28 protein-coding genes are annotated in these 24,951 nt (G+C 37.5%); 10 read left to right on the plus strand and 18 right to left on the minus strand.

Features of this window, described 5'->3' with window-relative positions; translation table 11 throughout:
* The first annotated feature begins 111 nt into the window (after nucleotides 1-111).
* From LGQ02_RS15645 to LGQ02_RS15655, 3 genes are all read left to right on the plus strand, one after another.
* Complete coding sequence (locus LGQ02_RS15645) at nucleotides 112-447, plus strand: sporulation membrane protein YtrH (RefSeq protein WP_319003474.1); 336 nt, start codon at nucleotides 112-114, stop codon at nucleotides 445-447.
* A complete protein-coding gene (gene ytrI / locus LGQ02_RS15650; RefSeq protein WP_226515275.1) occupies nucleotides 444-953 on the plus strand; it encodes a sporulation membrane protein YtrI in 510 nt (169 codons plus the stop codon). Before LGQ02_RS15645 ends, ytrI begins: the two co-directional genes overlap by 4 nt.
* A gap of 251 nt (nucleotides 954-1,204) precedes the next feature.
* Complete coding sequence (locus LGQ02_RS15655; protein WP_226515276.1) at nucleotides 1,205-1,393, plus strand: YtzJ family protein; 189 nt, start codon at nucleotides 1,205-1,207, stop codon at nucleotides 1,391-1,393.
* A 188-nt stretch (nucleotides 1,394-1,581) separates the two neighbouring features.
* Here the strand turns inward: LGQ02_RS15655 and LGQ02_RS15660 are convergent, their stop codons facing one another.
* A complete protein-coding gene (locus tag LGQ02_RS15660; RefSeq protein ID WP_226515277.1) occupies nucleotides 1,582-2,526 on the minus strand; it encodes a DHH family phosphoesterase in 945 nt (314 codons plus the stop codon).
* Between the two features lie 95 nt (nucleotides 2,527-2,621).
* On the opposite strand from LGQ02_RS15660, the gene LGQ02_RS15665 reads away from it, so the two are divergent.
* Nucleotides 2,622-2,939, plus strand: coding sequence for a YtpI family protein (locus tag LGQ02_RS15665; RefSeq protein ID WP_226515278.1), 318 nt, complete (start codon nucleotides 2,622-2,624; stop codon nucleotides 2,937-2,939).
* Nucleotides 2,940-3,218: 279 nt separating this feature from the next.
* Here LGQ02_RS15665 and LGQ02_RS15670 read toward each other — a convergent pair whose 3' ends face one another.
* Nucleotides 3,219-4,538, minus strand: coding sequence for a CBS domain-containing protein (locus tag LGQ02_RS15670; protein ID WP_226515279.1), 1,320 nt, complete (start codon nucleotides 4,536-4,538; stop codon nucleotides 3,219-3,221).
* 1,830 nt (nucleotides 4,539-6,368) lie between these two features.
* Here LGQ02_RS15670 and LGQ02_RS15675 point away from each other — a divergent pair.
* On the plus strand, nucleotides 6,369-7,028 hold the full coding sequence (locus LGQ02_RS15675; RefSeq protein ID WP_226515280.1) for a hypothetical protein: 660 nt from the start codon (nucleotides 6,369-6,371) through the stop codon (nucleotides 7,026-7,028).
* A gap of 117 nt (nucleotides 7,029-7,145) precedes the next feature.
* Here the strand turns inward: LGQ02_RS15675 and LGQ02_RS15680 are convergent, their stop codons facing one another.
* Entirely contained in the window at nucleotides 7,146-7,829 is a 684-nt protein-coding gene (locus tag LGQ02_RS15680) for a metal-dependent hydrolase (RefSeq protein WP_226515281.1), read from the minus strand.
* A 232-nt stretch (nucleotides 7,830-8,061) separates the two neighbouring features.
* Here LGQ02_RS15680 and LGQ02_RS15685 point away from each other — a divergent pair, with 232 nt between their 5' ends.
* The gene (locus LGQ02_RS15685; protein ID WP_226518342.1) at nucleotides 8,062-9,162 is read left to right on the plus strand and encodes a M24 family metallopeptidase; all 1,101 of its coding nucleotides are present in this window, start codon (nucleotides 8,062-8,064) and stop codon (nucleotides 9,160-9,162) included.
* 304 nt (nucleotides 9,163-9,466) lie between these two features.
* Here the strand turns inward: LGQ02_RS15685 and LGQ02_RS15690 are convergent, their stop codons facing one another.
* From LGQ02_RS15690 to LGQ02_RS15700, 3 genes are all read right to left on the minus strand, one after another.
* Nucleotides 9,467-9,847: a hypothetical protein gene (locus tag LGQ02_RS15690; RefSeq protein ID WP_226515282.1), complete on the minus strand. Its 381-nt coding sequence runs from the start codon at nucleotides 9,845-9,847 to the stop codon at nucleotides 9,467-9,469.
* Nucleotides 9,848-9,922: 75 nt separating this feature from the next.
* A complete protein-coding gene (locus tag LGQ02_RS15695; RefSeq protein WP_226515283.1) occupies nucleotides 9,923-10,681 on the minus strand; it encodes an SDR family oxidoreductase in 759 nt (252 codons plus the stop codon).
* 188 nt (nucleotides 10,682-10,869) lie between these two features.
* A complete protein-coding gene (locus LGQ02_RS15700) occupies nucleotides 10,870-11,040 on the minus strand; it encodes a hypothetical protein (RefSeq protein ID WP_226515284.1) in 171 nt (56 codons plus the stop codon).
* Nucleotides 11,041-11,182: 142 nt separating this feature from the next.
* Here LGQ02_RS15700 and LGQ02_RS15705 point away from each other — a divergent pair, with 142 nt between their 5' ends.
* Both LGQ02_RS15705 and LGQ02_RS15710 read left to right on the plus strand, forming a co-directional pair.
* A complete protein-coding gene (locus LGQ02_RS15705) occupies nucleotides 11,183-11,626 on the plus strand; it encodes a universal stress protein (protein WP_226515285.1) in 444 nt (147 codons plus the stop codon).
* A 36-nt stretch (nucleotides 11,627-11,662) separates the two neighbouring features.
* Entirely contained in the window at nucleotides 11,663-11,980 is a 318-nt protein-coding gene (locus tag LGQ02_RS15710; RefSeq protein ID WP_226515286.1) for a hypothetical protein, read from the plus strand.
* A gap of 35 nt (nucleotides 11,981-12,015) precedes the next feature.
* On the opposite strand, the gene LGQ02_RS15715 is transcribed toward LGQ02_RS15710, so the two are convergent.
* The 5 genes from LGQ02_RS15715 to LGQ02_RS15735 form a co-directional block, all read right to left on the minus strand.
* Nucleotides 12,016-12,858: an EcsC family protein gene (locus LGQ02_RS15715; RefSeq protein ID WP_226515287.1), complete on the minus strand. Its 843-nt coding sequence runs from the start codon at nucleotides 12,856-12,858 to the stop codon at nucleotides 12,016-12,018.
* An 863-nt stretch (nucleotides 12,859-13,721) separates the two neighbouring features.
* The gene (locus LGQ02_RS15720; protein WP_226515288.1) at nucleotides 13,722-14,906 is read right to left on the minus strand and encodes an acetate kinase; all 1,185 of its coding nucleotides are present in this window, start codon (nucleotides 14,904-14,906) and stop codon (nucleotides 13,722-13,724) included.
* A 699-nt stretch (nucleotides 14,907-15,605) separates the two neighbouring features.
* Nucleotides 15,606-16,613, minus strand: a complete 1,008-nt coding sequence (locus LGQ02_RS15725) for a class I SAM-dependent methyltransferase (RefSeq protein ID WP_226515289.1) — start codon at nucleotides 16,611-16,613, stop codon at nucleotides 15,606-15,608.
* Between the two features lie 318 nt (nucleotides 16,614-16,931).
* On the minus strand, nucleotides 16,932-17,102 hold the full coding sequence (locus LGQ02_RS15730; RefSeq protein WP_226515290.1) for a hypothetical protein: 171 nt from the start codon (nucleotides 17,100-17,102) through the stop codon (nucleotides 16,932-16,934).
* A gap of 33 nt (nucleotides 17,103-17,135) precedes the next feature.
* Nucleotides 17,136-17,273: a hypothetical protein gene (locus LGQ02_RS15735; RefSeq protein ID WP_226518401.1), complete on the minus strand. Its 138-nt coding sequence runs from the start codon at nucleotides 17,271-17,273 to the stop codon at nucleotides 17,136-17,138.
* 153 nt (nucleotides 17,274-17,426) lie between these two features.
* On the opposite strand from LGQ02_RS15735, the gene LGQ02_RS15740 reads away from it, so the two are divergent.
* Nucleotides 17,427-17,648, plus strand: coding sequence for a hypothetical protein (locus tag LGQ02_RS15740; protein WP_226515291.1), 222 nt, complete (start codon nucleotides 17,427-17,429; stop codon nucleotides 17,646-17,648).
* A gap of 81 nt (nucleotides 17,649-17,729) precedes the next feature.
* Here LGQ02_RS15740 and tpx read toward each other — a convergent pair whose 3' ends face one another.
* The 5 genes from tpx to sppA form a co-directional block, all read right to left on the minus strand.
* Entirely contained in the window at nucleotides 17,730-18,230 is a 501-nt protein-coding gene (tpx, locus tag LGQ02_RS15745; protein ID WP_226515292.1) for a thiol peroxidase, read from the minus strand.
* A gap of 539 nt (nucleotides 18,231-18,769) precedes the next feature.
* The gene (gene ytfJ / locus LGQ02_RS15750) at nucleotides 18,770-19,240 is read right to left on the minus strand and encodes a GerW family sporulation protein (protein WP_226515293.1); all 471 of its coding nucleotides are present in this window, start codon (nucleotides 19,238-19,240) and stop codon (nucleotides 18,770-18,772) included.
* A complete protein-coding gene (locus tag LGQ02_RS15755) occupies nucleotides 19,233-19,907 on the minus strand; it encodes a DUF2953 domain-containing protein (protein WP_226515294.1) in 675 nt (224 codons plus the stop codon). Before LGQ02_RS15755 ends, ytfJ begins: the two co-directional genes overlap by 8 nt.
* A 99-nt stretch (nucleotides 19,908-20,006) precedes the next feature.
* Entirely contained in the window at nucleotides 20,007-20,531 is a 525-nt protein-coding gene (locus LGQ02_RS15760; protein WP_226515295.1) for an RDD family protein, read from the minus strand.
* A 10-nt stretch (nucleotides 20,532-20,541) separates the two neighbouring features.
* On the minus strand, nucleotides 20,542-21,543 hold the full coding sequence (sppA, locus tag LGQ02_RS15765; RefSeq protein WP_226515296.1) for a signal peptide peptidase SppA: 1,002 nt from the start codon (nucleotides 21,541-21,543) through the stop codon (nucleotides 20,542-20,544).
* Between the two features lie 307 nt (nucleotides 21,544-21,850).
* Between sppA and LGQ02_RS15770 the strand changes: the two genes are divergently transcribed.
* Nucleotides 21,851-22,648 carry an NAD kinase gene (locus LGQ02_RS15770; RefSeq protein WP_226515297.1) on the plus strand — a complete coding sequence of 266 codons (798 nt, stop codon included), beginning with the start codon at nucleotides 21,851-21,853 and terminating at the stop codon, nucleotides 22,646-22,648.
* 57 nt (nucleotides 22,649-22,705) lie between these two features.
* On the opposite strand, the gene LGQ02_RS15775 is transcribed toward LGQ02_RS15770, so the two are convergent.
* Both LGQ02_RS15775 and LGQ02_RS15780 read right to left on the minus strand, forming a co-directional pair.
* Complete coding sequence (locus tag LGQ02_RS15775; protein WP_226515298.1) at nucleotides 22,706-24,301, minus strand: amidohydrolase; 1,596 nt, start codon at nucleotides 24,299-24,301, stop codon at nucleotides 22,706-22,708.
* 376 nt (nucleotides 24,302-24,677) lie between these two features.
* On the minus strand, nucleotides 24,678-24,884 hold the full coding sequence (locus tag LGQ02_RS15780; RefSeq protein ID WP_226515299.1) for an alpha/beta-type small acid-soluble spore protein: 207 nt from the start codon (nucleotides 24,882-24,884) through the stop codon (nucleotides 24,678-24,680).
* Between the last annotated feature and the right edge of the window lie 67 nt (nucleotides 24,885-24,951).

A 24,951-nucleotide genomic window follows, 5' to 3' on the forward strand; every position in this document is an offset into this window, starting at 1 on the left:
CACTCTTCACCTGCGACGAGTATTCGCAGGAACAATTTTTTTAGAAAAGAGCCATTTAGAAATAATTAGTTATCATTGATTTTTTTACCTATAAAAGAAAGGGGAAGTTTTATGATAGATAAAGATTTTATCGCAACTTTAGTCATCGATTATTTTGTCGCGTTCGGCGTCATAATCGGAGGAACAATCGTTGGAGGGATCGGTGCATACTTGATTGGAAAGCCCCCCCTTTCAGTGATGTATGACCTTGCATCAAGTTTAAAAATATGGGCTCTCGTCGCTGCTATAGGTGGAACCTTTGATGCCATTTCCACACTTGAGCGAGGAATTTTCGAAGGAACACATGCTGATATATTAAAAACATTATTAATGATTTTCGCCGCATTGACCGGAGCTCATACAGGCACAGTCATTATACAATGGATCACTCAGGAGGGGGTTTCATGAGAATCCCTCCTTTTTATCATGAGCCAAGCTGGCAACGTTTTTTTGCTGGTATCATTCTCGGAATGCTAGTCGGATGGCTTTTCTTTCTTTATCAATTCGGTAACGTACATGAAAAGCTTGTATTAAAAATCAATGACCAGCAAAAAGAAATTGACAGTCAAGCAAAAACGATCGATATTCTTCGGAAAGATCAAGATGAACGAAATGAAGAAAATCAAAAAAAATTAACAGTACAAGATATTAAGTTGCACTTTGTGAATGAAGATGACATAAAATTAAGTGAGTTAACTTTACATGAACTTCGTAGTGCAGTTGAAAGTGAATTAGATATTGTGCGCAACAAAAATATTGAGACTGTCCATAACTCAAGAGAATTTCTTGAAAAAACCGTTGAAAATAAAATTTATACAATTAAAGGAACTGACAAGCGATACCAGCTAAAAATTGAATATTTAGTATTATATACGACTGTTGACATTTACTTACGGATTGAACCAGGTGAATAATGGAGCAGTCGCTTCCTTTTATAACATTTTTGTGAACTTTTCTTCCCTTTCTATATTTCTTTTACTTATCGGATATAATAAAAGTAGAATGATACGTTAGTAGGCTATATTAGGTGACCTTTCAAAAATTTTAATGAGCGTGAAACGAAAGTGCAAATTCCTTTACAATTTCTTCAAAAAGACATTTAATAGAGGATAGTGGTTATTTTTCATATTGTTTTGCCATTTCTAACTTAAAGGAGGCGACTCAGATGAAAGTGATGAGCAAAAGTAAATTAGCAAGAGAAAAAGTGCAGACAATTAAAGCTGGGTATTCTGCCTATGCTGAAACAGAAGAAATGTCAAATTTAATAAAAAAAGAATTAACAAACTTAGGTATCGATGTTATTGAAGATACTTCAAAATTAGGATCATGGTTTATCCCTGCCAAAAGAGCATGAGTTTTCAGGACACTCATGCTCTTTTTTTGTATATGGTTTTCTAATCTTACTTGACGTAGTAAAAATTTCAAAGTGTTTAAAGACATCGACTAATGCGTGATGTTCTATCGCAGCTCAGGATCTAACATGATACGAGCGTCCAACAACCTCATACTTCCCATAGATGAGGCTACTTGATCATAAGTGATTTATCTTTTATAGTTTTCACACAGTTCATCTAACTCTTTTAATACTTCTTCGGTATCTTGCCATGTATTCACTGATGCCCCTGATGCCATTGGATGTCCACCACCATTGTACCTTCCAGCTAATTTATGAATTTCAGGTCCCTTAGAACGCAAACGTACACGAATAACATCTTCTTCCTCGACAAAGAACACCCATGCTTTTAATCCTTCAAGTGTCGAAAAAGTATTGACGATACCTGCTGCTTCTTTTGATGTCACCTCAAACTTTTGTAACGTTTCGATTGGCAAATTTACGTAGGCCGCACCTGATGGGAGCAACTTCATTTCACTTAGTACATAGCCTTCTAAACGAGTTAACCGTAATGAGGTCTTGTATAGCTCGTTATATAATTCATCACGTGAGAAAGTGTATTTAATGAGTTCTGCTGCCCAATAGAATGTTCGCTCTGTTGTATTCGGAAAACGAAAGCGTCCTGTATCTCCGACTATTCCAGCAAACAATAAACGTGCACCATCTGTATAGTTCGGATTTGTTTCTTTTAAGTACTCTTTGAACAGTTCGCAGACCATTTCACTAGTGGAACTTGCTTTAGTGTTAACCCACGAAATATCACCGTACTTGTCCACATCAGGATGGTGATCAATTTTTATTAAATATTTGCCTTGATCATACCTTTGATCATCAATTCTATCTCGGTTTGCTGTATCACAAACAATGATTAAAGAGTGTTTGTAAAGATCATCTTCAATATGATCCATCGTATCAAGAAAAGATAGCGATTTTTCATGATCCCCCGCCATATAAACGTTTTTTTCCGGATAAATTGCTTTTATCATTGCCTTTAAACCTGCTTGTGACCCATATGCATCAGGATCTGGTCTTACATGTCTATGTATAATGATTGTTTCGTATTTTTGAATCATATCAAGGATTTGCTGTTGCATCAGTATCTCTCCTTTAATCTAAACTTGAATTTGATCATAAAACTATGCTACCTTTACGTAGTAGAAGTTCAATTGAATATAAAGGGGTATAAATCATGATTTGGGTCTTATTAATATTTACATCACTCGTCTTATTTGTGTATTTTAAAGTACAGCAAGCGAGAGCACGAGGAATGATGGAAAAACGTTGGTATGCTTCAAAAGGCAGCATTGCTGTTGGTATATTCTTCATTTCATTCGCAATTAATGCCTATTCAAGGTTTGGAACAACTGTAGCCGCATTTGTTGCACTATTCTTTTTCGCCTTCGGTCTTATTAATGTGATCTTTGGGATCCGATTTTATAAAACATATTTACCTTATGCTCGTCAAGAAGTCGAAGAAATGAAAAAGGAAGAAATTAATAAAAATTAACGGAACGGGAGCCCCCGTTCCTTTCTTTTTAGAAATGAATCAATTTCATAACTCAAAATAAGGTGGGAAATTCCAAATGATGAGCGTGAACTTCACTTCCAAATAAAATGTATATTTAATGAAAAAATTTATAATATCATTCGTTTCATTGCGCAAAAAACGGAATGATGAAATTGATTCAAATGAGAAAAAAAAGTTTTGTTCTGGATCGTTGTTTAGACGCCAGCGCTTTTCTTACCTGTTTCTCTATGTAATAACACTGTTTAAGTGGTCCATTTCTTATCGATCAATAAGCTGAGCCATTAACATCGCCTTTCCGACGATTTTATTATCATAATATAATTCTACATCCACTTTCCCAAACTTCCTCCCTACTTCCATCACCTTTGGAAGAATTTCAATTTTACTGTCAATTTGAACAGGTTTAATAAAAAAGAGCGTAATATTCTCTACAACTAAATCTCCTTTTTTATATTTCCTTAATACTCTGCTTCCTGCTTCAGTAACAATTGTTGTAATTACACCATATGAAATCGTCCCTAAATGGTTGGTCATCTGCGGAGTCACATCTACCTGAAAGCGATATTCTTGTGAAGTTGAAACATCTTCAAAATGGCGTGTCACTAAATCTTCAATCGTCTCGCCTACCTGTGGCTGCCTTTGGAGCATTTGTAACGCTTTTAATACGTCTTGCCTACTTATAATTCCTAATAGTTGTTTATTTTGGGTAATGACAGGAAGAAGTTCAATGCCTTCCCAAACCATCATATGTGCCGCAGATGCTACTGACGTTTGAGCATTCACAGAAATAGGCTGCTTTGTCATAACTTTCTCGATTTCTAAAAAAGGGCTCACTCCCATAACATCCTTTGCCGTTACAACCCCTTGTAGTCGAGCTTCACCATCAATAATCGGATAGCGACTATGACCTGTGCGATTATTTAATTCATGCCACTTTTCCACTGTATGACTTGTCGTCATAACATCGGTTTGTTCAATTGGAATCAATATATCCTCAACAAGAATGATTTCTTTTTTAATTAATTGGTCATAAATGGCTCTATTAATCATTGTTGCGACAGTAAACGTATCATAGGTTGTTGATATAATCGGAAGCTTAAGTTCATCTGCTAAATGCTTCACATCTTCACTCGTATCAAACCCACCTGTAATAAGTACTGCAGATCCTTCTTCCAATGCAAGCTTATGTACTTGTTCACGGTTACCTACGATAAGTAAGTTCCCCGCTTCTACATATCGCATCATTGCTTCGGCCTTCATTGCACCGATGACAAATTTATTTAACGTTTTATATAGACCATCTCGCCCACCTAAGACTTGTCCATCTACAATATTAATCACTTCTGCATACGTTAGCCGTTCAATATTATCTTTTTGTTTCTTTTCAATACGAATTGTTCCAACTCTTTCAATTGTACTGACAAGTCCTTGATTTTCTGCATCTTTTATCGCTCTGTACGCTGTTCCTTCACTCACATTTAACGCTTTCGCTATTTGCCTTACTGATATTTTACTTCCGACATCAAGAGAACGAATATGTTGTAATATTTGCTCATGTTTCGTCACGAGTCGCCACATCCTTTATATATTTGGCTATTATGTGAATCAATTTCTTACTCAAGATACTAAATTCTGAATGATGAGCGTGAACTTCACTTCAGACGGACACTTTCCCGAGGGCTTGTCTTCAGCTAACTTAGGCTCGACAACTCTTTGCCTAAGTGGATCTTCAGCTCGTTGCTCCTGCGCCACTACGCTTGCTCGTCGCAGGTAAAGAGTGCTCCTGCGGTTACTCGTCGCAGCTCGAAGCAGTTCGAAGAAGTATTGCTCGTCGTTGCTCCTGCGGTTACTCGTCGCAGCTCGAAGCAGTTCGAAGAAGTATTGCTCGTCGCTGATCCTCCGGGATTCGCCGTTTTTTGTTACGTTCACTTTCAAATAAAACGTACATTTAATGAAAAATTATAATATCATTCGTTTCATTACGCAAAAAACGTAATTATGAAATTGATTCATGTAATATTTAATTAAATTAAAGCTGTTTTATTATTTTTTTATTTCTGTTCTACTACAAGTATAATCTTGCAACAGCTGGACTTCAAGAAGGGATAACATTCTTATGTAGGAGAGAACACTCCCCCTGTTTTATATATGGCATTTTTAACTTAGGCTCTTTGCTAAAAGATTGTTGCTCTTAGAGAGGTTATACTGTGGCTTTGATACACAACAGGTGGATGCTTTTTCACCTCTAGGTACAAGTGCGACATCCGTTCGTTTCACCAGAAAAAGCAACAAAGTTTACCAAAACAGCCTTAAGTGAAGATTGGACGATAATTTCGTGTATCATCTTTTTAAGAATAGGTATGAAAATATTAGATTAAAATAAATGTTACTACAGAGGGATTCTTTCTGTTTGAAAATTGAGTATAATTGAATTAGCTTTGAACAAAAGCGCAAGCGCCTTGTCTCTTCCTCTCCAAGTATCACTTTGTAGCTGAATCCGTCGAGACAACTCATAGCTTATTCGACGAAGCTTTGTGGGCTGCACACGAGCGACACTTTTGCGACGAGTAATCGCAGGAGCAACGAGCAACAGCTTCTTTGAAATTACGGCGAGTTGTGACGAGCAAGCGTAGCGGCGCAGGAACAAGGAAAACGTGTCTCTTCCTCTTCCAGTATCGCTATGCAGCTTTGTCCGTCGAGACAATTCGTAGTTACTCGATGAAGCTATGCTCATCGCTGCCTCTTCCTCTACTAGCGAAGCGTTGTAGTGTATCCGTCGAGGCAACTCGACGCACATTCGTGAAGTAAACGCTCGTTGGATTAGCCGGCATGTAGAAGTCGCTCAAGACTTCAAATGACGGGGCGAAGCGACCTCGAGCGAAGCTACGGCATTGAGTTTGCTTCCTTGCAGCTTTGCGACGAGTAAAACGAAGTGACGCAAGAGTCAAGTAGGCGCGTAGCTGTCTCTTCCTCTACTAGCTTTCCTTCGAAGCTTTATCCGTCGAGACAACTCGAAGTACCTCTGAAAAGTAACGCTCGTCGCTGGAGCTAGACGTAACAACTTGCTAGGTATTTATCCACAAGCACATATTTTATAATTTCCTAGACCAAAACAAAACTCGCCTATTGGCGATCCTTTTAGGCGAAGACAAAGGCGTCACATGAAACGAGCATTCTTCGAGCTACATCGAGCAAGCAAGGTGGCGCAGGTGCAACGCACAGAACGTGCTAGTACCGGCACTGCGATAGGACATCGCGTTTTAGCCGATAAACATTTTATTCTTAAAAGTTTCCCTTTACGTCGTTCTTCTTCTCCGCTAAAATTTTCTTAATGTGTAAGAATAATCCTATATCTCTTGCAAATCTATGTCTACTCGTAGCCGATCTATTATTTAAGGAGGCTTTCCAATGAGGTTTCCATTCCTACTTATTCTCACCTCATTTCTCTTAATAACATCATGTAGCCAGTCGAAATCCGAACCACCAATTGTTGTGTCTAATGGTGAAAAAGAAGTGAATATTATTTTTGAAAATGAAGTTAGTTCTCTTACGGAATTCGAATATCAAGAATTAACGGAAGAGGCAACAAATATTTTAGAAGAAAATCCAGTTAGCAGTGAAGAAGCAGAAAGATGGTTTATTCGTTATTATATTCAAAAGGAAGAGAGCCGGGAAACTTGGACAAATGACGAAATGCTAAAAATGGCAGAAGAACGTGTTGACTATGAAAAAGCATGGAAAGCGTATGCTTATTTAGAATATGGTATTTCAGCAACTGAAGAAGCAATTGAATCACAAATCCAATATAACTTAGAAGTTTATCGCAACAGCCTTCCACCTGCTATACAAGGAATCTCTAGCGGTTTAGATATAACAATCGAAGAATATTTAATAGAATTTGATCGTGACCACGTAGAAAGAACCGTCACATGGCAGAAGTTAATGCCAATATTACTTGAAAAACACCGAAATGAATCGGCTGAACGGTTAGACGGTGTATACTTAGGTAAAAAATTTGAAGAGGAAGTGCGGGAGTATATGGAAACTCAAAGCCATGGTGAACAGTAAGGAAGAATACAATGAAAACTAAAAATATAATATTTTATTAAAAACTATGAGAAAACATGCAAAAACGCACAGCTTTTGAAATCTGTGCGTTTTTTTGAATCATTAAGTAATCCTTCTTTATAACTCTAAATATTCGCCTGCTTTCAAGGCAACCCCCTCTCCAGCTTTTACTTGCTCTGCAAATGCCTTCGCATCTTGCTCAATAACAGGGAAGGTATTATAGTGAACTGGAACAACTCGACTTGCATTCAGCCATTCTGCTGCAACTAATGCATCTTCTGGACCCATCGTGAAATTATCTCCTATTGGTAGAAAAGCTAAATCAATCTGATTACGCTCCCCAATAAGCTTCATATCTGAAAAAAGCGCCGTATCACCTGCATGATAAACCGTCTTCCCTTCTGCACTAAAGAGAATTCCTGACGGCATACCTGTATAAACGATATTATGGTTTTCCTCTTCTGTATATGAAGAACCATGAAACGCCTGTGTGAGTTTTACTTTTCCAAAACCAAATTCATGTGCACCACCAATATGCATTGGGTGTGTATTGACACCTTTCCACCCTAAATATGTCGCCAATTCAAATGGAGCAACAACTAATGCATCATTTGCTTTTGCAATATCAACCGTATCTCCAACATGATCATTATGACCATGCGTTAGCAAAATAACGTCTGCTCTCACATTATCTGCTTTTAAATCCGTCGTCCCATTTCCAGTAATAAATGGATCGATTAAAATATTTGTACCATTCGTTTCAATTTTCACAACAGAATGTCCGTGGAATGAAACTTTCATGAAGATCCTCTCCTTCAGAATTTTTCCTTTCTACACACAATTACTAGATACCCTAGAAATCTCCTTCTTATTCAGAAAATTTTATCTATCTTTGTTTCAATGCCCATTTGATAGTGATAAGATAAGTGATACATATAAAGTTAAGCACAAGCGTTTACTGCCACTTTGAGGTTCTCCCTTTCGCTATGCTTGACATCAAATAAGATTAAATATACTTGGAGGTGCCCAAATGATCGAACAACGAATCTCTTCATTGCAAAAATGGATGAAAGAAAACGATGTTGATAGCATTATGCTGCAATCAAGACCAAATACGTTTTATGTAACAGGGTTTGATACAGATCCACACGAACGTTTATTAGCCGTCTTTTTATTTCAAGAGAAAGCTCCATTTATCATTTGCCCCGGAATGGAAATCAACCAAATTCAAGAGGTTTTCAAAATCGGAGATATTATCGGATACAATGACTCCGAAGATCCTTGGGAGAAAATACAAGAGCAGTTTTTGAAGGTGAATATCTCTCCAAAAAAAGTTGCTGTTGAAAACGAATTATCTTGGCAACGTGTAAAAGCGGTCGAAGGTATTTTTCCATTAGTTGAACTCGTTGAAGTAAATGAAGCCATCTTAAATGAGCGTGTCCTCAAAACAGATGAAGAGTTGAAAGTCTTAAGAGCTGCTGCAAAATTAGCAGACTTTGGGGTCGAAACTGGGATCGCTGCATTAGAAGAAGGCGTATCTGAGATGGAAGTTCTTGCAAAAATCGAATATGAACTAAAGAAAAAGGGTGTACGAGAAATGTCTTTTTCTACGATGGTATTATTCGGAGAAAAAGGCGGCGACCCACACGGTAATCCAGGAGATCGAAAGCTTAAAAAAGGCGATTCAGTACTGTTTGACTTAGGGGTCGTCTGGGAAGGGTACTGTTCAGATATTACACGTACAGTTTTCTTCGACCATGTCAAAGAAGAGGATCAAGTTGTTTATGAAACGGTCCTACAAGCTCAAGAAGCTTCTCTATTCGCTTGTAAACCAGGAAACAAAATTTCATTACTTGATAATACAGCAAGGGATATCATCACCAATAATGGGTATGGGGAATTCTTCCCACATCGAATCGGTCATGGATTAGGAATTGAAGTACATGAGTTTCCATCTCTTAATGACCAAAACAATGACACACTAAAACCAGGAATGACCTTTACCATCGAACCTGGTATTTATGTGCCTAACAAACTCGGAGTTCGCATTGAAGATGATGTTGTCATAACAGAGGACGGCTTTGAAACATTAACACAGTTTCCAAAAGCACTAACAGTTGTTCCAAGTAAATAATAGCTAAACTTGGCTTATCAGCAAGTTCAATTTAAAAGACCGAGGTGACATTCGTCCTCGGTCTTTATACAAAAGTAAGAAAGTATAAAATTTCAGCTCTGGATAGATGTATAGCTCGGCGCCAACTTGACTCCTGCGTCACTTCGTTTTACTCGTCGCAAAGCTGCAAGGAAGCAAACTCAATGCCGTAGCTTCGCTCGAGGTCACGTCGCCCCGTCAATTGAAGTCTTGATAGAGCGACTTCTTCTTGCCGGGGCTCCAGTGCTTGTCACTCGTGTGCATAGGCGCTTGCGCTTTTCTTAAATCAAGTACCTTTTTTCCATAACCACGTTTTGTAATTTCCTTCACCATCAACAAGGTGAACTTCTACCCGCTCTATGTTCTTTATTCCTATTTCCTCTAATTTGAGAATATGTTGATCATCAAATTTCTCATTAGACAAATCTAAATGGCTCAAGAGCTGTTCATACTCCTCTTTCGCCTTTTTCCCTTTAATAATTGTTTGCCCTTTTTCATATTCAAAGTCATTAGGGTTTTCATATTCCCATTCATATTCTATATCAGTGGTTAAGATTGTTACTTTCATCTCTATATTTTCATACCAGTCAAAAGCTAGTGTATGATGGCTACTGATAAAAAAACTTAACAAAACAATGAAAATGAATATGATCCTACCTTTAATCATTCGATTCACCTCAACAGTAGTTTGAGGGAACAAATAGAAAATTATACCTAAAGAAATAATCGTTAATAAACATGATTATCTGAATCGATGTAATACATCTAATCCCCCAGTAACCTCAATGACCGATCCAGTTATCATATCAGCATTTTCATTGCATAAGAAACTAACCGTTCTTGCCATGTCTTCCCCTGTTCCCGATCTGCCTATTGGCGTTTCTTCATCTTTTATTTTTCTCGATTCCTCAATCGAAGCCTCTTTCATATCACCGACAATTTTACCTGGACATATCATGTTAGCTGTAATACCATACTCTGCTTCTTCAATCGAGATCGTTTTTGTTAACGAAACTAAGCCTACCTTCGCTGCCGCAAACGCAGAACGGTATAACCAACCCGGTGAATGATCAGCCTCTTGAAATCCATATGTAATAATACGGCCAAACCTCTCTTCTCTCATTAATGGAATAACTTCCTTAAATAAGTAAAAGGCCGCATTTAAGTTCCCATTAACCATTGATAACCATTCTTCTTCTGAATAATCAACAAGTTTTTTTCGTTCAAAAATATAAGGGCCTGCATTCATAATGAGTACGTCTATTTTCCCCCACCGTTGAAGCGTTTCTTCAACAATACGAAGAAGGTCTTCTTTATTTGTCATATCTCCTTGAACAAATTGAATTCGGTTTAATTGTGACTTCCATTCTTGTCTAAATTTTTGTACAGCATGTTCATCGCTGCGATAGTGAATGGTTACACTATAGCCTTCATGAAGTAGTTTCTCTGTCACTTTTTTTCCTAATCCTTTAGAACCCGCTGTAATCAATGCATGCCGCATGGGCCCAACTCCTCCACAACATCCATAATTTTTTATAATATACGTAACTGATATATGTTGTATTATCTTTTATTATATCTCTTTCACCATTTACTTGTAAAAAAAAGTTGATTGTATTCACATATAAAAAGAGCTGCCAACCAGTGCGTTTTGCACCATGAAATTGACAGCCCCTCTTACATCATTTTTTACTGACGATCATTCATCTCAGTTGATTGTCCTTGCTGAGATTGTAGTTTTTCGTCATCCACTTTTTGTGAATGCTGATAATAAGAACTAATTAGCTGATCGTGAACAAAATTTTCTCCTTTTTCATCATCATAATAATTTTGTTGTGGATTTTTTCTATTTGCCATCATTAAACCTCCTCTTTTTGACTCATAAATAGTATGTGACAATTTTTGTACGAATATCATCTTATTTTATATTGTCGGCAACGTTTTGTTATAATAAATGTAAGTAAGTTAGGACAATGCTTACAATTAAAGGAGGTCGACAAAAATGGGAGTTCGTTATAATAATATTCTTGTCGCAGTAGATGGTTCAGAGGAGGCAAAGCGGGCATTTAGAAAAGCTTCAGCTCTTGCAACTGAACATGAAGCTAAATTACTAATTGTACACATTGTTGATACTCGTTCATTCGCATCTGTAGAGCACTATGACAGAACCATTCTTTCAGAAACGGAAAAACAAGCTGATACGATGCTGAAAGAATATAAGGAACAAGCATTAAGTGCTGGCGTGGAAGATGTTACAATGATTATTGATTACGGTTCTCCGAAAGTAAAAATTACAAAAGACGTCGCGAAGAAACATGAAGTAGATTTAATTGTAACAGGTGCAACAGGCTTAAACGCTGTTGAACGTTTTGTTATCGGTAGTGTCTCCGAACACATTGCACGTAATGCTCGTTGCGATGTTTTAATTGTACGTACAGAATCTTAAAAAAGTTGATCTTTTATAAAACAAGGAGGGGTATCCTTGTCAGTCACATTTGTATATGACAAGCGCCTCGGTATTTCCATTCCTCATATGGCTTGTGAATGGGAAACAATTAACAAGGCTGAACAAGAGGCAATTTTAGCGGAATGGGAAAAAAGCCGAGGAGATATCCCTGACCGTGTAAAAGAACTTGAAGATGAAATCAATCACCTTCAGCAACGTTTATATGATGAAAATGATTTTGTAATGAGCTGTAAACTAAACGATGAAATTAGTGAGCTCGCATCAACTATTAATGATTTATGGATTTGGTACAGGACAGGAGCAACCATTTCGCAACAAAAGAAACACGCATAAAAAGCGGAGAGGGCTAGCCTCTTCCGCTTTTTTGTTTAATCTTCTTCTCTTCTTTCTAATAACGCTCTTTTTTGATAAAACATATGCGCAGCTTCCGATACTCTCCTTGTAAATTGATAATTCACCGATGCGCCAAACGCAATCCCTAAGACCGGTATTCCTTGAATCACCTTTTTGCGAGCAAAGGAAAGGAAGATAAGTTTTGCAACATTATTTAACGGCTGCTGCATCCATGCTTCTGACATAATATCTTCTTCTCCTTCGTAAAACATAAAGCTATCATCAGTTGAACCTAGTTCAAAAAACAACTGTTCCCACGCTTCTTTTCTTAAATGAGAAGGCAACGATATGGCATGAAACAACTTTAAAACGAGCATCATTTCATATGGTTTCCTTAAATCATACCCATATGTTAATGCTGTAAGTTGGATCGTGCGTAAATTAATTGCTAGCATCAGTGGTAGATCACTTAATGTAAACATAATCCCTCCCACTCCTGTTATTCCACCTTGTGCAAATGAGGTAAGTCGTTGTTTAGCTAATTGCTTCTTCGCAATAAAACGTAACTGGTCAATTGATAGCTTTTTCATATCCTCTACTGTATTAATATCATCTCTAAAGACTCTTGCTTGCGTTAATAAAAAATCTGTTGCTTGCTGGTCAAAACGCCCTTGCTGAACAGTTGCATGAAGATGAAATAATATACTATCTAATGTTGTAAGCATATTTTTTTTCCATTTTGAATCAAGCATTTCGATACTTTTATTTAACCACTTTTGATATGTAAGTGAGAAATCTGTTCCTTCTCGCTCAAACTGCGCACTTTCCCACTCAACAATTTCATTCCAAACAGCATCTTCTCGATTTGTCCAACTCATTTTCTTTTCGTCAACTCCCTCTTTTCACTTTTTATAAAGATTAATCGTTTGACCGATTTCATAATCACCTTACTAATAATGATGACAGCTCCATAATTTGTTTTTAAATTTTCGGAAATATCATTTTATATTTTGATCGCAGTAGAAATACACTACGCTTTCCACGGGCACGGCTTCAGCTAACTTTGGAAAGAAAACTCATTTCTTTCCAAAGTGGATCTTCAGCTCGTTGCTCCTGCGGTTACTCGTCGCAGATAAACAGTGCTCCTGCGGTTACTCGTCGCAGATAAACAGTGCTCCTGCGGTTACTCGTCGCAGTTCGAAGCAGTAATGCTCGTCGCTGTTCCCGCAGGAAAGAGGGTTACTTCTCCGAGGTGCATCGATTTGTCTCGACGGAAAAAACATCAGAGCAAAGCTAGTAGAGGAAGAGACAGTCTGCGTATATTTCTACTGCTTCTATCAACGAATATCTTGTTCATTTGTATTTAAAGAAACAACCTTTTCTAAAACAGTATTCATTTTAAGTTGCTACATTCGTATTCAATTGCTGATTCAATCGACTACTTGCCAGTTTCATTCCGTTATAAACCATCGTAATGAGATCAAAGTGGACTTTTGCTCGTTTTCCCGTGCGGTACCCTACCGTGAATTCGAACGAAGTGAAGGATGAACGGATGTCGCGCTTGTGCCCTAGGGTGAAAGCGAAGGAATTTTTGAACGGACCTCATTACTTTTCATTGGTCCCAACGAACTTGGTGTATTTTTTGATCCATATAAAACCATTATAAATGGATCACAATGACTTTGCACATAAAAAACCGTACTTAAGCGACATACGCATAAGTACGGTTAGTTGTACATTATTAAGTTAAACGAACTGTATCTCTTGCTAGCATTACTTCTTCATTTGTTGGAATAACTATTACTTTTACTGGAGAGTGTGGATAGTTTAAGAAGGCTTCTTTCCCACGCACTTTGTTTAAGCTTGGGTCCCAATAAATCCCCATGAATTCAAGACCCTTTAAAACTTGAGCACGAATTGTGTCACTATTTTCACCAATTCCAGCTGTAAATACAACAGCGTCTAAACCGTGCATACGCGCTGCATATGAACCAATATATTTATGAATACGTGACGTAAATACTTGAAGAGCTAATTCCGCACGTTCATTTCCTTCTTCTGCTTGTAATTCAATATCACGTAAATCACTTGAAAAACCAGATAACGCTAACATACCACTTTTCTTGTTTAATACATTAATGACTTCTTCTGCACTTTGATCCGTTTTATCCATGATATATGGAATTAAAGCAGGATCAATGTTTCCAGAACGAGTTCCCATTGTTACACCTGCTAAAGGTGTAAAACCCATAGAAGTATCGATTGATTTACCACCATCAATAGCAGCAATACTTGCACCATTACCTAAGTGACAAGAAATTAAGCGAAGATGATCAACCGGACGACCTAAAATTTCAGCCGCACGTTCAGAAACATATTTATGCGATGTTCCGTGGAAACCGTACTTACGAATACCATAATCTTCATAGTATTCATAAGGAAGGCTGTACAAATAAGATTCCTTCGGCATTGTTTGGTGGAACGCTGTATCAAAGACTGCTACAGCTGGAACATTCGGTAATACTTCTTGGAATGCACGAATTCCTACTAAGTTTGCTGGGTTATGAAGAGGTGCCAATTCTGAAACTTCCTCAATTCCTTTAATAACTTCATCATTAATAACAACTGAGTCATTAAACTTTTCTCCACCGTGAACAACACGGTGACCAATTCCTTGAATCTCATCTAATGAAGAAATAATACTATAAGAAACAAGTTTATCTAACAATATTTTTACTGCCTTTGCATGATCTTCAATAACCGTTGTTTCTTCTTTCTTTTCGCCATCAACTTCAATTGTAAAGATTGCATCATCTAAACCAATTCGTTCGACAATCCCTTTCGTGACAACTGCTTCTTCAGGCATCTCTAACAATTGAAATTTTAACGATGAGCTCCCTGCGTTTATCGCCATAATTTTTGACATCTGTTAACCGCTCCTTTGTTATCGAAAAAAATTAATTGAAACGTCTTTGTAATGTACAAACATGAAAACAGAAGAGATTTAACCCTTCTATATTTTAGCGTCTCTTTTCATTTCACCATACACTATTAAACAACAAGTTCCAAGGTTTTGCAACCTCTGTTTCATGAAAGCGCATTAACAGAAATATAACACAGGATGAATTATAAACACTGTCATTATAATGTTTACAAAGGAGTATATAATCTGTTTATAAATAAACGGTCAATTATTGCAACAGTTTTATTGAATATTGACAGTTTTATGAACCTTTTTGTTTGGCTCTTCTCGCATAGATTGTTGTTTTCGAGAAATTTTTCGGGCTTGGTTTACGTTACAGACGGACGCTTTCACCTCTAGGCACAAGTGTGACATCCGTTCAAGCTGCGCTTCACTTGCATTCACGGTGTCTTCTTTGCACCTCTAGGCACAAGCGCGACATCCGTTCAAGCTGCGCTTCACTTGCATTCACGGTGTCTTCTTTGCCGCGGGCAACGCTTCAGCCAATATGTTTCCTGTCTCTTCCTCTGCGAGCAACGCTATGCAGCTTTGTCCGTCGAGACAACTCGTAGCTTATTCATGATGCTACGCTCGTCGCTGGAGTCGCCGCCTTTCACACAACCAAATTTTTTTTATAGCAACAAAGTTTACGAAAAGAGCCTTTTATTTTGATAAATGATCATCAAACCAATCTGAAATGCGCTTCATCATATCTTGCAGAGATTTTTCATTTGAAAATGAAGGAAGTTCTGCTAATAATGCTTGTTTTGGACCTTGGACCCCTTCTTTTCTTTTCCTTAGTATGAGTATACTTTTTCCCCACTGGTCATTTTTAAACATTGTTTTTGGAAGCTGCATAAGCGAGTATATATACCCTTCACTCTTCAAATAATCATGTAACTTTTTTGCTTCTTCTGATTCAAAGAGAAAGTTCGGCACGATAAAAAATAAAAAGCCGCCTTCTTTTACATGGTTCATCGATTGTTCAATCAATAAATGGTGTACATATGAATGTCCTTCATCTGCTTTAAGTGAATATTTCTCTGAAATATCGTCATTTGGGTAAAAACCAACAGGAAGATCAGAAATAACAGCATCTACATTTTGTACAAAAGGTGATGCAACACTATCTTGATGGAAAAGATCAATATTATGTGATTGTAAGTTTGCATTTACGTAGGCAAGCTTTAATAATGTTTCATCAGCTTCTGCTCCGATCGCATGAGATTCTTTTTTTAATTGATTCATGACACCCATTAAAAGGTTACCCGCACCTACTGCTGGGTCTAATAGTACTTTTGGTTTGTCGCTGCTTTCATAACTGAGAACTTTCTCTACTAAATAACCGACAAATAAACTTACTGCATCCGGAGTCATAGCATGGTGAGGTTGAGTGCCTTCCTTCATCCCTTTTAAAACAGCTAGCTGAACAGCTCTGCGACTTTCCTCTTTATGTAAGTTTTCAAGTGCAGGAGCTTGTTCGACAATGTTTTGTAACTTTTTCTTTTTCAATTCATCTAGTGATAATGAATCAGCCATTTCTGGATAATAAAGCACTTCACCCATTTCACCTAATGCGTCTAAATAAGGAATATTCCGTTCACTTTTTAACAATATTGCGCCTTCATCTAAAGCTTGGTATAGTTTCTCTGTCTTTGTTTCTGCCTGCATTTACTTCCTCTCCAATCATTTCTAGATCTTTTATTCATTCAAGTATTGTACCAAAAAGTGAATGAATATGCTTATGCTGAGCATAAATTATATTTTTGAAGAGAAAATGCAGAATTTTTAACACTTACTTTGTCCCCGAGCAGTAATGTCATTGGAAGAAGGAGGTTATAATAGAAACCTCCTTCACCTATAGTCCACCACAAGAACGCTTTGTTTTTTTCTCCGTTCTTTTTTTCACACCTTTTGAAGAGTCTATATTAAAGTTGATCTTTACATCATGAGATATTTTTGTTAATCGCGAGGCTTTATTTCTAGCCATTACGATTTATCCGTCCCTGTATATTCATTTAAATATTCATTTTCACCAGGGGAGTATTTAGTATCTTGAAGGCTATATTCCTTTGTTCCTGGATGTGGTGTCTCATGTTCAATTTCAGGTATATCAATTTTTTCAATTTCATTATTTCTTCTTTTCTCATCCTTTTTCATTTAACCACACTTTCTCTCAGTTATTTATTTTGTTTACCCTTTTGAACCAGGACCAGACTTTGGACGATGATGATTGCTTCTTTTATATTCTTCCTTTACATCTGGCAAACTTTCCTCTGGTGTATTGTTATTCGTTAATGCAGCATTTTTTTGTGCTTTTCGCTTTCTCATGACCATCCCCCTTTTTCACTTTGTTACCCTTTATTTTGCGATAACACGAGAAAATCAAACGAGGTAATTAATGTCTGATAAAATTCACATCATAAAAAGCAAACACAAGAAAATACTAAATACACACTCAAAAAATTGGGAGGCATAATAATATTGAAAGATGATCGTTCAAGAAAAGAGCAAATTAGAAGTATCCAATCTGAAACAATGAATTCAGCGATCTTAAACGATGTTGTTAACAATGAATTCGAACAATACCCTGGACAGAATGAACAGTTGGTCGAAAGTGATTCATTGTCAGCATTTGAAAGAGAGATTGTTGCACATACTGTTGACGGTAAAACATGGAACTCAATAAAGGGAAATCGTCAATAATAAGCGCAAAAAAACCTCCGAGGTTTAAATAACCTGGAGGTTTTGGTAATTAAGAGAGATGCTTTTACCAACTCTTCAATTTTATTTTGCACTTGTTGCTGCTTCTAACGCCGCATTATAATCTGGATGCTCTGTTACTTCTGGAACATATTCAACGTAAGTTACCTTGTCTGAACTATCAACAACGAAGATCGAACGAGATAGTAGACGTAGTTCTTTTATTGCAACACCATAGTTTTCCCCAAATGACAAATCTCTGTGGTCAGAAAGGACTTGTAAATTATCAATTCCTTCAGCAGCACACCAACGCTTTTGTGCAAACGGCAGGTCAACGCTTATTGTTAACACTTCAACACCATCAAGCTTGGCTGCTTCTTCATTGAACTTGCGCGTTTGTTGTTCACAAACACCTGTATCAATTGATGGGACAACACTAATGAGTCGAACCTTTCCTGAAGAATCAGATAGTGCCACTTCTGATAGATCATTTGCTAAAACTGTGAAATCAGGTGCTTTGTCACCGACTTTCACTTGGTTTCCTGTAAGTGTTACTGGGTTTCCTTTAAATGTTACTTCTGTCATTTGAGAAATCTCCTCCTCGAAAAAAATTGGATCTACATACTTAAAATACCACACATTGCTCTTGTTAAACAGCAAAACGAATTGGAACATTACAAAAATGGTGAACCGCTTTAACTTTCATTTAAATACGTTTTACATAAACAAAACTTGGCTTATCGTTAAAGAGATCCTTAGTACTCTTCACCTGCGACGAGTAACCGCAGGAGCAATTATTATCTGCGACGAGTAACCGCAGGAGCAATTATTATCTGCGACGAGTAACCGCAGGAGCAATTATTATCTGCGACGAGTAACCGCAGGAGCAATTATTATCTGCGACGAGTAACCGCAGGAGCAAGCGAAGTGTGCTTACTTAGAAGCTCTTATGCTTTAGTGCAAGCCCTTATAATGAACTTCGGCTAATTTCGATCACGTCCTGTGATCAACGCCGAAGTCACCACCTCCTGTGGAAGTAAGCCTTAGTTGCAGTTATACTTTAACCCCCTTAGCAAAGTTAAAAATTCTTAAAGTAAAATAAAAACACTCGGGATAACCGAGTGTTAAAAATCAAGTGGTTCACCAGGGTTACGGTTTGTATTTGTCGCCTGCTGTGTTGTTTGGTTATTTGCCGTTGGTGAAGTTTGAATCATTTGCTGAATTTTTTCCACGACTTGTGGTGCAAATTCCATCAGCTTTTCGTAAAAATGCGCTTGTTGATCCAGGTGAATCATTTTTACGCCATGAGTACCAACGATCAAAAAGGCAATTGGTGTAATGGAGACTCCACCACCACTACCTCCACCAAATGGGTGCTTTTTCTCAGGCGTACTAGAAGAGGATTGTCCCGTGTTCTTTAATACAAACTCACTTCCCCCTGCTGCAAAACCAAACCCTACCTTTGAGACCGGGAGTATAACACTACCGTCTGGAGTTTCAACAGGGTCACCTATGATCGTGTTGACATCGACCATTGCTTTTAAATTTTCCATGGCTGTTTTCATTAAACCTTCAATTGGATGATGATCAGACATTCATATCCCTCCTTGCATTCCGTACTGGATTTTGTAAAAAAGGTTTGCCTTTTTGCCAATGACGGATAACCTTTAATCCCGCAAGGATAGCATGTCCGATTCTAAAGGAAACCATGCATTCAAATTTGGTCGCAAGTTCCATTTCTTGAAACTTTGGTACAACATCGATAGAGGGAGATACGTTTAATTGAAATAAATGAGCAGCAAATCCAACTACATTCCCTTTGATTCCCCATACCACTCCACTTATCGAACCAGTCAATGCCGCATCTCCTGTCCCAATCTCTGTATACCAACTCAATTTATTCACGTGTATTTTAGCCATAAAATTCCTTACAATCGTATGAAAGCCAAAAACATGTGTTAAAAAACGTTCAAATTGTTCAAGGTCATAAATAAATTCAAACACATTAAATTTTCGTTTCTTTTCAACATCGGAACCTATGCCTGTTTCTTCTTCGATGACAAGAGAGGGAGATTCTTTATCAATTGCTAAGAGTGGAATTTTAACTGTATATCTAATAAAACCAAACAATAATCGAAATTGAATAAGCCCCTCATCGTCTTGACCATTATGACTATATGATACATACAACGTAAGTTTTAAAATGGCGAGAATAAACATGAAAATAATAATAACTAATAGAATAATGAGTATCCATTTCATTGTAAGTCCCTCCTTGTCAAAGTATCGACCAAGAGAACGTGATACATACAAAATAATATCCAAAAATACCCAAGTGCCTGGCACCTGGGTATTTTTAGGTTATATATTTTCCGTTTTTACTGCGTGTTTTTTTCTAGGCTCTAAAACAACAAACGTATCTGCAAAGTAATCATGCAATCCTTTCTTTAGCGGATGGAATGCAACAATTAAATAAAGAATGTTTGTAATAAATATAGATTGATGAATGTAGCGGCCGAACACTTCACGTATTATTACATCACGCCAAGTTAGTTCTTTCTTTTCGGAGAGTACCTTCACACCTATGATCATTTTACCAATCGTTTGTCGGTAAACTTTTGTCATAACCGTAAAGTAACCAAAACTGATGACAGCCGTTAATAAACCGCCCAATGTATAAATCCCCCAGCCCCATTCACTCAAATCTGTAAAAGCAAGAGCCGGTGTGAGAACAATCCCATTTAAACTTGTTACGACTAGTAGATCAATCAAATACGCCCATAATCTCATCCAAAACCCAGCTAAAACATGTTCTTCTGATGAAGGTTCTTCAAATACTTTCGTTTCTTCATTGACTTGTGTTGATGTTTCATTTTCATAGGCCAATTCACTCACCTCAATTCGTGTACAAATATAACAATTGTGGTCCCTGGTTTTGTTGCATCCATTCTTTCATTCCATATAACTGGAGCTGATCTGAGAAAACACTTTTGGCCGCAACCGAAAACAAGGAAGGTAAACCTAAGTGTGACTGATATTCTACAACATCTAAATTGCCACGACCTACATCTTCACGAATGTCGTCTAGCACTTCTTCAAAATGACCTAATCCATCAATTAAGCCTGCTTCAAGCGCTTGAGAGCCACTATAAATACGTCCATCTGCCAATTCATAAACTTCGTCTCTCGATAAGTTTTCACGGCCGTTGTCGATGACATCAACAAACAGTTCATGTGATTCATCGATAAGTTCTTGTAAAATTGCTCGCTCATCTTCTGTCATTTCTCTAGTTACAGACATAATGTCTTTATAAGGACCGCTTTTAATGACTTCTGAATGAATTCCTAAATCTTCAGCTAACTCCGCTACATTAATCGACTGCATAATGACTCCAATTGATCCAGTTAACGTTTGCGGGTTTGCATAAATTCTTTCAGCTGGGGCCGCTATATAATATCCTCCACTTGCAGCCATACTCCCCATCGAAATATATACAGGTTTTTCATAATCGTCTTGAATATCAACAATCATATCGTGGATTTCCTGACTTTCAACAACACCGCCACCCGGAGTATTCACTCTTATGACAACTCCGTGTACATTTGGATCTTCAGCTGCTGCATCTAATTTTTTCAAAAATGTTCGGTGGTTATATCCGGGAGATTGAAATAATGAAGGTGTATCATAATTACTTTGAATGACCCCACTTAAATGAATAACAGCTATTTTTCCCTGTCCATTCCCCTCTTCAATGATGTTTTCTTCAAATCCCCTCTCAGGAGTAGCGAATAAATCTTCTAGATTTGTTGAAAATACAGTTGATATTAATGAAACTGCACTACCAGTTAAAAACAATGCAGCTGCTAAAAAAATTGCTACCCAGCGTTTTGTGTTCATGTTCTTTTCCTCCTTAAAATTTTCAAAGATGATTACTTTTAAAGGTTGTCTCTCTTCAAGGTGAGTGTTGATATTATAAGCAGCACCTGTAGCTCTTTTTCATTACTTGCTGTGGAAACCGACGACGGTAAGGTCACCCATACACATCCCACTATATGTTTAGGTAGTTGTTGTATGCGAACTTATTTACTAAAGTAGTTATTTAAATGTTCACCGTTTATTCAATATCTTTTGCAGGAAATATAAGCTCTATAGAGAATATTTTCATATAGCACCAAATGCTTGTTTACAGAAAGGAAGATCCGCCATGACAGACAGAAGAAAAGTGTACCTTTATTACAAACCCTCCGAAGAGCTAGAGCCAAAAATTGAGCAATTACGAACTCTAGGTAGGAAGTACGACTTCGAACTCGTAAAAGATTATACCGAAGCGAACATTATTGCCAGTATTGGTGGTGATGGTACCTTTTTACAAGCGATTCGAAAAACAAACTTTCGTGATGATTGCTTGTATGTTGGCATTAATGATGGTCACCTTGGTTTCTACACAGACTTTAGCTTAGATGATATGGACCGTATTGAAGAAGGCTTACAGTCAGATATCATTGAAGTCCTTCGCTATCCTGTAATCGATGTCACCGTCGATGGATTGAAAACTTTCCAATGTTTAAATGAATGTTCAATTCGTTCAAACGTTATTAAAACATTTGCTCTAGATGTTTATATTGATGATTTATATTTTGAAACATTCCGTGGTGACGGCATGGTCATTTCAACACCGACTGGAAGCACGGCATATAATAAGTCATTAAAAGGAGCTGTTGTAGACCCTCGCCTTAAAGGTATGCAATTAACAGAAATTGCCTCGTTAAATAATAATGAATATCGTACATTAGGCGCACCACTACTCCTTAATGGAGATCGTAATCTTGTATTAAAAGTAATTCAAGACGGCAATGACCATCCGATTATCGGTGCTGACAATGAAGCATTGAGTATCCGTCATTGTCACGAAATTCATATTAAACTTGCTTCAAAGCAAATCAAAACATTAAAAATGAAAGATAATTCTTTCTTACACAAAGTAAAACGAAGCTTTTTATAAATTTACTGTATAGCTAAAGTGGAGCAATGCACAGATCATGTGCATTGCTCTTTTCTTTTATCTTCTTCTCTCAAACATGACCGTATTATCAACAATCGTTTTTTCTACATTTGCCTTTAACCATTCATCTGGCTCTAACTTAAATAAATCACAATCTAAAACTGTAAAATCTGCAACATTCCCTACTTTAATTACCCCACGATTGTCTTCTTGACATATAGCCTGGGCACTACCATAAGTGAAAAGTTTCACAGCTTCAAATAAGGAAAGCTTTTGTTCTGGTAAATAGCCATCATGATTTTCTTCTGGTTTTCTCCTTGTCACAGCAGCATGAATTCCTAACAGAGGGCTTATTGGTTCAATTGGAGCATCTGATCCACCTGCACATATAAGGTCTGCATCAAGTAATGTTTTCCAAGCAAAAGCGTAATTAAGTCTGGCTTTACCAATTCGATCCATCACCCATGGAAAATCAGAAGCAACAAACCTTGGTTGTACATCTAAAATAACTGGAAGTTTTTTCAACCTTTCTATTAAGTCTTTTCGTGCAACTTGTATATGGATGAGTCTGTCACGTTTATTCGGAGGTACCGGGTACTTCTCAATTGCATTAATCGCATATTCAAGTGCTAAATCCCCAATCGCATGGATCGCAACAGGCATGTCAAGCTTTCTCGCATCTGCTACAATATTTTCAAGGATTTCTGGCTCATGAATCGCAACTCCAGTTGTATCAGAATCATCCGCATACGGACTACTTAAGAGTGCTGTTCTTCCTCCTAAAGCCCCATCGGCAAAAATCTTCACTGAACCTAAATCAATAAACGAATGAGGGGCAAAATCATCTAATTTAGAGAATACTTCTAAAGCCACCTCATGATGAACGAGTAAGTTTGTTCGAAACTTCTTTTCTGTCCCATCGATGACCTCATAGAACGTTTCTAACGTCTTAATCGGATCACCATAGTAATTCAAATCTTCTGAATGTGCACCAACAAACCCATGACGATATAAATCATCAAGAGAACGTTCTAATGCTTTTTTCACATAACGAAAACCTTCTTCTGGCATTACTTCTCTAATTAATTCTTGAGCTTGATCATGTAAATAACCAGTCGGAATACCTTTACAATCTTTTTCGATCTTTCCACCTGGTGGGTTAATTGTCTCTGAATCAATCTTTGCCAACGTTAACCCATATGTATTCGTCACTAGTGCATGACGACACACCCTCGTTAACATAACTGGGTGTTCTGTCGTAACCTCATCTAACACGTGTCGGTCTGGAATTTGTCGATCGGAAAATAAGTTTTCATTAAAACCTTCACCTATTAACCAATCTCCTTGCTTTATATCTTTTACCGCATTTTTAAGTATTTTTTTTAATTCCTCTATACTCGATACATTAGATAAATCAAGCCTTAAGAGTTTTTCACCATGCCCGATCATATGAAGATGGCTATCGACAAATCCAGGATACATTGTCGCTCCATTTAAATCGTGTTCATCATCCATTTCACTTTTATAAGAGTTTCTTAAGTCAACAGTATTACCGACAGCTTGAATGATGCCATCTTTAACATAAACTGCCTCGTGTACGTCATTCTTATCAAGTAACGTACGGACTTTTCCACCGTACCAAAGTGTGCCCATTAAATCTTCCCCTCCTAGCAAATACGTTCATTTTCTGGAATTAGCATAACTTTATTCCATCACTTTTCCAAATTTGTCCTTTTCCTCTCCTATCATACCCTATTTCTATTTACGAGTTCAAAAACTTTCTCTTTTTTCGTTCTTTCTAGCTGCATGCAAAAATCACCCAAAACGAATGAAATGAGTTTTGGGAAGCCCGTGCCGTGCCTGCGGCAAAGAAGACACCGTGAGTGCAATCAAAGTGAAGCATGAACAGATGTCGCACTTGTGCCTAGAGGTAAAACCGTCCGCCGATAGCTAAGAACAAAAAAAGCCAAAACTTTAAACACTTAAAAAGGGCACTTCACAATTGAAGTGCCCTAGCATCCATCTTATATTATTGTTGCTGAGAACCACCGAATTGCTGTTCAGCTTGCTGAACTAAGCGCTTCGTAATTTCTCCACCTACTGAACCGTTCGCACGAGATGTTGCATCAGCACCAAGCTGTACGCCAAACTCTTGTGCGATTTCGTACTTCATTTGATCCAACGCTTGTTGAACCCCAGGGACTACTAATTGATTGGAACTTCTGTTGTTCGCCATCTCTATCACCTCCCTTGTAATCATATCGTGTGCACAAAGGAGGAATTTAATTAATCTAAAATTTTGG

Source organism: Bacillus shivajii, from assembly GCF_020519665.1.
GTDB lineage: Bacteria > Bacillota > Bacilli > Bacillales > Salisediminibacteriaceae > Bacillus_CA > Bacillus_CA shivajii.

Excerpts from the sequence above, each read along its gene's own strand:
- tpx (WP_226515292.1), bottom strand. The coding sequence starts at position 18,230 with ATGACAGAAGTAACATTTAAAGGAAACCCAGTAACACTTACAGGAAAC.
- LGQ02_RS15735 (WP_226518401.1), bottom strand. The coding sequence starts at position 17,273 with ATGAGAAAGCGAAAAGCACAAAAAAATGCTGCATTAACGAATAACAAT.
- LGQ02_RS15700 (WP_226515284.1), bottom strand. The coding sequence starts at position 11,040 with ATGATGGCAAATAGAAAAAATCCACAACAAAATTATTATGATGATGAA.
- LGQ02_RS15670 (WP_226515279.1), bottom strand. The coding sequence starts at position 4,538 with ATGTGGCGACTCGTGACGAAACATGAGCAAATATTACAACATATTCGT.
- LGQ02_RS15730 (WP_226515290.1), bottom strand. The coding sequence starts at position 17,102 with ATGAAAAAGGATGAGAAAAGAAGAAATAATGAAATTGAAAAAATTGAT.
- LGQ02_RS15725 (WP_226515289.1), bottom strand. The coding sequence starts at position 16,613 with ATGCAGGCAGAAACAAAGACAGAGAAACTATACCAAGCTTTAGATGAA.
- ytrI (WP_226515275.1), top strand. The coding sequence starts at position 444 with ATGAGAATCCCTCCTTTTTATCATGAGCCAAGCTGGCAACGTTTTTTT.
- LGQ02_RS15715 (WP_226515287.1), bottom strand. The coding sequence starts at position 12,858 with ATGAGTTGGACAAATCGAGAAGATGCTGTTTGGAATGAAATTGTTGAG.
- LGQ02_RS15665 (WP_226515278.1), top strand. The coding sequence starts at position 2,622 with ATGATTTGGGTCTTATTAATATTTACATCACTCGTCTTATTTGTGTAT.
- ytfJ (WP_226515293.1), bottom strand. The coding sequence starts at position 19,240 with ATGTCTGATCATCATCCAATTGAAGGTTTAATGAAAACAGCCATGGAA.
- LGQ02_RS15680 (WP_226515281.1), bottom strand. The coding sequence starts at position 7,829 with ATGAAAGTTTCATTCCACGGACATTCTGTTGTGAAAATTGAAACGAAT.
- LGQ02_RS15755 (WP_226515294.1), bottom strand. The coding sequence starts at position 19,907 with ATGAAATGGATACTCATTATTCTATTAGTTATTATTATTTTCATGTTT.
- LGQ02_RS15655 (WP_226515276.1), top strand. The coding sequence starts at position 1,205 with ATGAAAGTGATGAGCAAAAGTAAATTAGCAAGAGAAAAAGTGCAGACA.
- LGQ02_RS15720 (WP_226515288.1), bottom strand. The coding sequence starts at position 14,906 with ATGTCAAAAATTATGGCGATAAACGCAGGGAGCTCATCGTTAAAATTT.
- LGQ02_RS15660 (WP_226515277.1), bottom strand. The coding sequence starts at position 2,526 with ATGCAACAGCAAATCCTTGATATGATTCAAAAATACGAAACAATCATT.
- LGQ02_RS15675 (WP_226515280.1), top strand. The coding sequence starts at position 6,369 with ATGAGGTTTCCATTCCTACTTATTCTCACCTCATTTCTCTTAATAACA.
- LGQ02_RS15775 (WP_226515298.1), bottom strand. The coding sequence starts at position 24,301 with ATGGGCACACTTTGGTACGGTGGAAAAGTCCGTACGTTACTTGATAAG.
- LGQ02_RS15690 (WP_226515282.1), bottom strand. The coding sequence starts at position 9,847 with ATGATTAAAGGTAGGATCATATTCATTTTCATTGTTTTGTTAAGTTTT.
- LGQ02_RS15695 (WP_226515283.1), bottom strand. The coding sequence starts at position 10,681 with ATGCGGCATGCATTGATTACAGCGGGTTCTAAAGGATTAGGAAAAAAA.
- LGQ02_RS15780 (WP_226515299.1), bottom strand. The coding sequence starts at position 24,884 with ATGGCGAACAACAGAAGTTCCAATCAATTAGTAGTCCCTGGGGTTCAA.
- LGQ02_RS15770 (WP_226515297.1), top strand. The coding sequence starts at position 21,851 with ATGACAGACAGAAGAAAAGTGTACCTTTATTACAAACCCTCCGAAGAG.
- LGQ02_RS15645 (WP_319003474.1), top strand. The coding sequence starts at position 112 with ATGATAGATAAAGATTTTATCGCAACTTTAGTCATCGATTATTTTGTC.
- LGQ02_RS15705 (WP_226515285.1), top strand. The coding sequence starts at position 11,183 with ATGGGAGTTCGTTATAATAATATTCTTGTCGCAGTAGATGGTTCAGAG.
- sppA (WP_226515296.1), bottom strand. The coding sequence starts at position 21,543 with ATGAACACAAAACGCTGGGTAGCAATTTTTTTAGCAGCTGCATTGTTT.